The following is an 8,024-nucleotide window of genomic DNA, read 5'->3' as shown; positions in this document are numbered from 1 at the left end:
GCGTTGTCGGAGCTGGTGTCGCAACTTGAACCTGGCTTGGCCGGTGTGCCGGGACATCCGCCTGTCCATCATGCGGTCTCGCGCACTACGGCGGCCGGCGATCCTGGCCTTGAGCTGAAGACTGTCCGCGAATCACGCGCTACGTGGGCCAGGATGAGCGTGGACAAACAGCTGGCACTGGCGATGAAACGAGGGCCGGAAAATGCCGGGCCGATTAATTCGCACAATCTGGTGCTTCGGTCGCTGGCGATGATGCAGGGGATTTCGCCGGGTTATTTGAGCCGGATGGTTTCATATGTGGATACGCTGCTTTGCTTGGATACGGGGGAAAAGGATGTGGGCGGCAAGCGGAAAAAAGTAACTCCTTTGAAGGCGGCCAAGTCGACGAGGACGATGAAAAAATAGGGGCGTTGTTAGGGGCGGCGGGGAGTTTTGACATGCGGATACGCGAATCGCTGCCGCCATTACGGCAGAGCTTGTGTCGCAATGGCAGACGTGACCCTCAACTCCTGCGTTTCCCATTATTTCGCTTCGCTAGCACAGTCGCTCCCTTGATGCTCGATGGGTTTCGAGGTGAGCAAGAATACTTAAATGAGCGTGCCACCCATCCATCAACGGAGGAACTTCGCCAAGCCACACAGGCTCTGTAGATGGAAATTGTTGAAGTTGTTCACGTATGCCACCCCGGGAAACCACTATGCAAGCATGGCGATGCCTGCTTAATAGAACACACAGGCGTCCAGCATCAAGGTGAAAGGAACTGGCATCGCGGCGTCCCGACAAAGGGTGCCAGACTATTACGACTTCAAACTCTCTTCCTTGCAAGACATTGGCAGTATCGATAGCAATTGCGTTCGCCGGCAGCCCTCGTGCGCTAAGCACTCCTGCTATTGCACTACGAACATAGTCGCGTTGGTCGCGATGTGCAACACCAATCGCGATATCGCTGGGTCGCATTCTTCTTTTTCCACGCTCATCGTGAAATGTAATGCCGGCTGATAGAAGATCGTCGACCACTAAGGCAATCGCTTTAACGGCCTCTTCATCATTAGTCGGCATCAGCAGATCATCCAACTCGATAAACGCCCAACCTTTTTGGCTAGCCAATCGAACTGGCATCGAAACTTCGCAAACAGATAAATCAATTTCCATGTGCCGGTCATCTGGACCAGTTCCGCTTGTAAATGGGACTCGGTAGAAAGCGTCGGAAATCACAGACGCTGCGCTACTTGGCAAACGCCACGAGACGGGAAGTGGTATTCGAAGTGTGTCCGGCCGAGTGGTAAGGATCGTTATGGCAGCCGACTCCACTGGCGACAATGGACGGCCTCGAAATTGAGCCGTGTCGGCTGAACTAAACGGAGAAATTTGGCCAGGATCACCTACGAGCAATAGACGATTCATCAAGGCGCCTATGGAAAGAAGTTGGTCCGATCGCATCTGATAAGCCTCATCAATTATCGCAAAAGGCCACTGGAATTGTCTGCTGACAAATGCCCATTTAGCCGCTGGCGCAACGATGATTTCACAGTCACTTAAATCGACAACCGACTTGCTGCATACCACTTGTTGATGATTGACAATATCTTGAGGAGTCACATATTTTGAACTGTGTAATCGTCCTATTGTGAGATCCCTGACCCTGGGATCCACCGAGTTTATAAACCCGCGCACCATGTCATCTGCTTGGTCATTGGTCTGCACAATCACCGGAATTTGTCCAAACCGGATATACCGCAAACAAATCTCACGAACTAAAGTGGACTTGCCCGCGCCGGGCGGGCTGTCAATCAAGATGGTGCGAGCGTTCCCCTCGACTGCTGACCAAACTTGGTCAACCGCCGCGTTAGATACCTCAGCCGCGGTTCTATTCATCTTCGGCCTCAATCGTGTGATCGCTGATCTGGTGGGTCCAAGGAACTTCCTCAAATTCTAGATGCGGGAAAAATCCCGGCTTCCCGAATGGCCCAAGGATGATTTCGTCGCCAGGCAAAGGGAGACGGGAATGCGTCTTTTTCGTGCACGCTCCGCTAACAACATTCGCTGTAATGCGATTCGCATCGCAACTCAAAATCTCGATCTCCACCTCGCGGTTTGTAGTCAGGAAGAGCTTGGCTCCCGGTGGACGGACCACGTGTACAAGTGGTTCGAGTATCAAATGTGGTTGCCTGATTCGCGTCACGTCCAGACAAAGTACCTTGGCGGGAAATGCCTCCCCTGAAGCCACGTATTTCGCCAAGACCAGCGGATCATCAAGTGCCATATCAGACTCAAGCTCCTTTGTCGCATCTTCAAATTTCTTCAAAGTCCGCGCGGAATGTATGGGGGTTGGAACATTTCTAAACCATGCTGTTTCGGTCTCAATCCGCTTATAATGATTAAGCCATTCATTTCGATCGCGATCCCAGCGGCGCGCAACGCTATTGGCTTCTGGAAGACTGCTTATCAATTCACGCGCGTGCCAGCAATCCATCCATGTATGGTCAAGCTGTTCGCGAATATCAGCCTCAAGCCTCGCGACAACTCTCGCACGTGCTGTGCCAAGCGTTGCATGATGCCAATCTTGGTTTAGCTTCGCTAGGCTGTCCGCATCCCAATTTGGATCAGATAGTGGTCCCGCCGGGGGTAGACGTTCTCGCCGCTTTGCGCTATTCGCCCCAGTTGTGTTGGCATCCGGAGCAATCCAAGCTAGCAACGAAGAAAGATTAAGATTTTCCGATGGGAGTTGTCCCGTTTGCCAATGGATGATTAACGACTCCGTAGCAGGGAGAACCAAATTACTTCCCGGCCGTTGGTTATGAAAGAACGAAAGGTGCTTCCCGGCCAAGGGCACAATAGGGTGAGGGGCCGGATTGCTGTCCAAACGAAGGTTACGAGTGAATCGGCCAACGATACCGAACAGCCATTCGGCTGTAGCCCGGTTGGGAACAATGATTTGGGGAGCGCCACCGGAGTCCTCGTTAAACGATTCGAGGTATGCGGCAAAGTCCGCGCCAAAAATTCTTAATGCATCAAATCGGAGTTCCCGATTCCGCGGCTCAGGGACTACGACTAATCTCGGATGAATTCGTTCAGTACCCCACATAAGCGCCAGAGGCGCTCCAACATCACCGGCGAGATGATAGCCTAGCAAAATCAAGGGGCGCGTCGAAATGTGCACATGGCGTCGCGACGCTTTAGGAATTGCCCGCTCCAGTTCGACAGCTCGAAGCGCCAAATAGTTTTCAAACGCTGACATGTTTATCCCACTTTCAAGGCGTACGCAAATGCGTTTGCGCTTCGAACCAACATCTCGGCGACGGCGGCTTCGGAAGCATTAGCTGGCTGTCGCCGGCCGGTCGACAGGTCTAAGGCTGCATTGATCGTCGTTACGCCACCACATAGTCCGGCAACAGCGTTACCTAATCGAGTAACTAAGCTTTGATCACTTGCCTCTTCACGACATGACTTAAAAAGTGGGCACGACACACACCCGTCCCCAAAGCGAGGTGGGAGATGGGAAAGTGCTTCGCGAGCCAGCGCCCGAGCAGACTGCACTTGTTCAGCTAAAGCGCCGTCCCCAGGGGCGGCGGGAAGCGAGGTTCCAGGTGGGACGCCGTCAAGGATGTCAACGACGCGAGGAACGGCGGCCAATTGGCGCCGCAGTCGGCGAACCTGCATTTCGACATCGACAACCACCCCTATCGCCCGAAAGGTAAGGTTTTCCGGCAGCACAACCAGGACGCGCGTGTCGACAGCATCTCGACTTGCGCCAAGGCTCTCAACTAAGTTTTGCAGACTAAGTACATATACCGCCGCTTGCCTAACTGTTGCTGACGCTTTTTCCGGATCAGCTTGTCCATCGATACACGCGAACGACTTGATTTCAGTGACGTGAATACGCCCATCCACCGCAAAAGCGAGGGCGTCCTGTTCTAGGTGCACGACTTTTCCGCCAAAATCGATGGCCGTCATTGCGTGGCGCAACAAATTGACCGCCGCCATAGGCGCAGACAGCATTTGCTTCACGTACTGTCGAGTAAGCAAGGCGCGCCTTTCATTCAAGCGGCCATGGGAAAGTCCCGGGGACTCTTCTCGGACTGCTGCTGCAGAGAGATCTTTTTGACGAGCCTCGGGAATACTCAAGCCAAGGTGCTCTCGAGCGAGGGCCAGAAGGGTCGCCATCCCGTTATCCGTGACGCTCGTCTCGAACTTATTCCCTCGCGTAATCGCAAAGGGCGACTGTCTATCCTTCGCCTCGCCCGTAATGAGAGCGCCGAGCTTGTCGAGATTGACGGCACTAGCGTCCAAGACTGTGCGCCGATGGCAGCCCGGGGCTTCAAGCGCAGATGCAACTCGGCGTGCGTTCGGATTCGAAGTTGGAAACGCGCCCCGAAATTGAGAAAGCAAGTCCGCGGTCGTCATGATCACCCCCCGTATGAATCAAACTTGTTGACTTTTACTGATTGGAGCGGAGCCCCAAATAAGCGCGCATCCAACGTGAGTTGCGTTTCCGCCCTTGATGCTGCAACGGATCGCTCATGCGAATCGATACCTTCCAGTTGAGACAGTTCAGCTGAGGCCAATGCGATTACATCGTGCATCGAGCTCTTGAAGGGATTCGCGCCTGGGATGCTTGCACCTAACCGACACACAAGCCGGCTCATCGTCGTACCCTGGCTGTTTTCGCCGAGTCGAATTGCTTCTTCTGCTAACGAAATGGTGCTCATAAGCATATCCACTCGAAGAGACAAAGGCGCAACCAATCGACGCACCGTCTCCCAGGTGGACAACGCGAGACTACCTCTTACTGGTGCGAATCTGTCATAGCTCAAGGCGGGGACGACATATATGTCCCGGATCGCTGTTCGCCTATTTGCGTCTTGCCCGGCCGACCAACTTCGAGCCTCGTCTCGACGGAGCGAAGAGAGCTTATTGATCTCGATTGTTTCATTCCAACGAGCCTTCGTGACATCGGCAAGCAGACGCCCGGTCGCTGGCCGACCGACCAAATGAAGTGCTCGGATCACTTGATCCCGCAGCGGTACTGTCGATTCGTATCCGACGTTCGGTCGTTGTATACGAGATGTGCGTGAATTGTGGAGGAGCCGATTTCTCTTCCGTTCTAACGAAGAAACTTGGTCTAACAAGTCGGCAATCAACAAGTCATTTCCGGCACCCGCAGCACTCATCAACGCTGCATTAGCCTCTGCCAAGGCCAGAATGATAGTTTTTAGGTTGTCATGAGTATCCATGCGGTAAACAATACCACGTTTTCCACACTTTCCACACTTTCCACGAAATATTTTTTAGCGGAGCACTAGAACGCTTTCCACCGCTGAGGCTTGATCTCGACTTGTGCGAGCACGTGGATTCAAACTCGCCATTGTCCGTGCGACTGGAAAATTAAATCTGGCAGTCGTCGCAAACCCGTTCCTTTTGGCCATCTCACGCAAAATACCCGGCGTGTCATTGTGCAATTCTTTGTAATAGTTGTCCTGAACAACCAAGACCACAGCTCCGCCCGGTCGTGTGACCCGCCGCAACTCCCTCAGCGATGCGTGCATACCCGAGTAGTATTGTCGGAAATACTTCGAGTAGTACCCACCAGATGCTTTACTGTCGTGTTGTGCGACATCAGAAAGGAACGCTGCTGCCTTGCGGCCCCAAGACTCTTCGGCGCCGTCTTCACCAGTGATCGTCGGCGTTCCAACCATCGTGTTGCGTAGCTTTTTTATCACTTCCTCGTGTGCGCCCAGAACAGCTAGCTCCGGGAGCGTTGAGATACCATAGTCGATGCGGGTGCAATAAGGCGGCGACGTAATTACAGTATCGATACTTTGATCTGCGATTGACAATAGTTGACGACAATCGCCTACGTCGACCCTCGTTTGGACTGCCAAACTAAAATTTGCACGGTGCAGCCCTTCGGCCAACTCCATTGTTGAGTGAATGAACGTGTCAAAGATTATTTTGCGTCCTGGATTGAGGCGTTCGTTCTCATCGAGGCGTTTCCACCATGTCGGATTCGACCCTGCGGCCGGAGCCAAGAGCAAGCGCACTGTCCGGAAAAGCGCCGTATAAAAAAAGGCTGCGAGGGTGCTCATGCTAGAGACACAATCAAAGATTGGATATGTGGTTGTCCCTGCATCGACGAGAAGCCTATGAACACTAGCTTGAAGTGCTCTGATGTTTGCGGCCGATCGGTCCACAAACCAGAACCTAAGTGGGTCATCTTCTATATTGCGTGCATTTGCATGAACAACGATGTCCGCGCTGAGTGGAGCAATACTGGCCCATACTCCCTGACCAAGTAGTCTCGCGCGCGCGACGACTACCATTGCCGGGTTGATGTCAAACCCTATCGCACCAATCTTGTTGCTTGCTGCTACAACAGTTGTTGTTCCTGTGCCGTTCCACGGGTCAAGAACAATTCGAGCACGAGGCGCCACTTCTTTGAGTGCCTTTGCAACGAACGCAGCTGAGTACCCTGCATAGTATCGATACCACGCATCGACCGGGTCAGTGCCCGGTGCTGTCTTTGGGTTCTCAAATTTCATAATGTTTCTACCAGATGAGCCAAAAAGGATCATCCAGATTAGGTGTTAGTCCTTACCGAAAAATCCCATCTAACATGAATTTTTCAGGCAAGGCGGCATTCGGCTCTGTGGTTTCAAGTCTAGTGCGACGTGTCGCTCTGAACATAGTATTGTACCTGTTGCGTTGTGGATAGTTGCCAACAAAGATGTCGCTGCAATTAAGCAGCTTTTTCAAATACTTCTGGCTGATTCCGTTCCGGATTCAGCCAGACTTGGTTCTGCAGTTTCCAGTCTCGGGTCTGTCCTTCCAAGCGCTCCGGGTGACGCCGTTTCGCCGCTGGGTAGACTTGTTCACGGTGCCGTAAAACGGCGCTCGCCTGACCATGGACGACGGGCTCGGTTTCGACATTCTGGATGCCCGGGGTAAGTTACGACATCCAAACACGCGCTCAGCGCTCGCAATTAAAAGTTGAGGATGTTGGAGTGTCATGGCAATACGCTTGCAGGGTCGTCCCCGGTTGCTGTGGAATCGCGCTGCGCGCTGGCGCCTCCGGCGCGCCGTCGCGAAGCGACGGCAGATGGGCGATTCGGAGAGGGCCGCGCGAAGTACGCGCGGCCCTTCGAACCAGCCCCCTTGGGGACCGCGCAGGCCGCGCAGGCGGCCTACTTCTCTCCGCCAGGAAAGAAAGAAGCCACCCGAGGGTGGCTTCTTTTTTTCTTTCCTGGCGGAGAGGGGGATTCCCCATCATCGGCTGAAACCCGCACCAGTATTGGGATTGCGCCAATTCGATCTTTGCCTTACCCCCAACCATGCCCCTTGGTGGGCTGCATCGAAAATTTCCGGGCGGATTTGCAAATTCACGTTGCAACGCGTCGTGTCAGTTTAGCATTTTGCTTGCGGTTCGCCGCGGCCTTGGGCGGTGACAGCAGCCGCCGGACGATTCCGCTTCGCCCAGCCGTTGCGCTGGCGTCACATGGCTCTGCGCTGACTATTGCCGCAGCGCCGCGAACTCGCTGGTCCGTCCACCCCCACGGACGGCCGCACTGCCAAGCTGTGGGCTCGCGTTCGGGGCCCGCGGCTCGCAAATCGCGCCAAGGTTGTGCGTGCGCCATCTGCGCACGTGGACGGTGTTCGGGGTTTGCGTTGTTACGAGCGCAGCGAGAACGCCCCGCAGGGCAAGCAGTTTTCGCGAAGCGAAAACATGGCTTGCTGCTAGCCGGCGACGCACGGTGTACCACGATATTCGGCATGCTCCAGCTACCGATAAGCAGCGTCAAACGGCGTTAGCAATTCCACAACGGCAAAATATGGTGGCCAAGCAACCGCGCTGCCGATGTCTCGGACCTGAAGACTTCCACCATCGAAAACGAAGCCGCTTTTCATAGGCCGAGCAACAGTCGGACTGGGCGCTCGCCAAGCTTTCCTTTCCCATGCAACGCTGGATCGGGAAGCTAGGGCATGAGCCTGGTACGTCGGGCGGCCAGGCAGAACAATAGATCGAAGCC

Annotated in this window: 6 protein-coding genes; 1 reads left to right on the top strand and 5 read right to left on the bottom strand. The window is 54.2% G+C overall.

Annotation, left to right across the window (positions count from 1 at the left end; all coding sequences use genetic code 11):
* Positions 1-405: DUF2894 domain-containing protein (locus JWQ24_RS28075; protein ID WP_299815756.1), on the top strand; the 405-nt coding region annotated here is incomplete at its 5' end.
* Between the two features lie 129 nt (positions 406-534).
* Here the strand turns inward: JWQ24_RS28075 and JWQ24_RS28070 are convergent.
* The 5 genes from JWQ24_RS28070 to JWQ24_RS28050 all read right to left on the bottom strand — a co-directional run bounded on the left by JWQ24_RS28070 (position 535) and on the right by JWQ24_RS28050 (position 6,539).
* Positions 535-1,875, bottom strand: coding sequence for an AAA domain-containing protein (locus JWQ24_RS28070; protein WP_299815753.1), 1,341 nt, complete (start codon positions 1,873-1,875; stop codon positions 535-537).
* Positions 1,868-3,238, bottom strand: a complete 1,371-nt coding sequence (locus JWQ24_RS28065; protein ID WP_299815750.1) for a hypothetical protein — start codon at positions 3,236-3,238, stop codon at positions 1,868-1,870. The genes JWQ24_RS28070 and JWQ24_RS28065 overlap by 8 nt, the downstream gene beginning before the upstream one ends.
* A 2-nt stretch (positions 3,239-3,240) precedes the next feature.
* Entirely contained in the window at positions 3,241-4,164 is a 924-nt protein-coding gene (locus JWQ24_RS28060; protein ID WP_299815747.1) for a hypothetical protein, read from the bottom strand.
* 242 nt (positions 4,165-4,406) lie between these two features.
* A complete protein-coding gene (locus tag JWQ24_RS28055; protein WP_299815744.1) occupies positions 4,407-4,709 on the bottom strand; it encodes a hypothetical protein in 303 nt (100 codons plus the stop codon).
* Positions 4,710-5,288: 579 nt separating this feature from the next.
* Positions 5,289-6,539, bottom strand: a complete 1,251-nt coding sequence (locus JWQ24_RS28050) for a class I SAM-dependent methyltransferase (RefSeq protein ID WP_299815741.1) — start codon at positions 6,537-6,539, stop codon at positions 5,289-5,291.
* Between the last annotated feature and the right edge of the window lie 1,485 nt (positions 6,540-8,024).

This window comes from Tardiphaga sp. (assembly GCF_028290495.1).
GTDB lineage: Bacteria > Pseudomonadota > Alphaproteobacteria > Rhizobiales > Xanthobacteraceae > Tardiphaga.
This window is presented reverse-complemented; position numbering and strand designations above follow the sequence as displayed.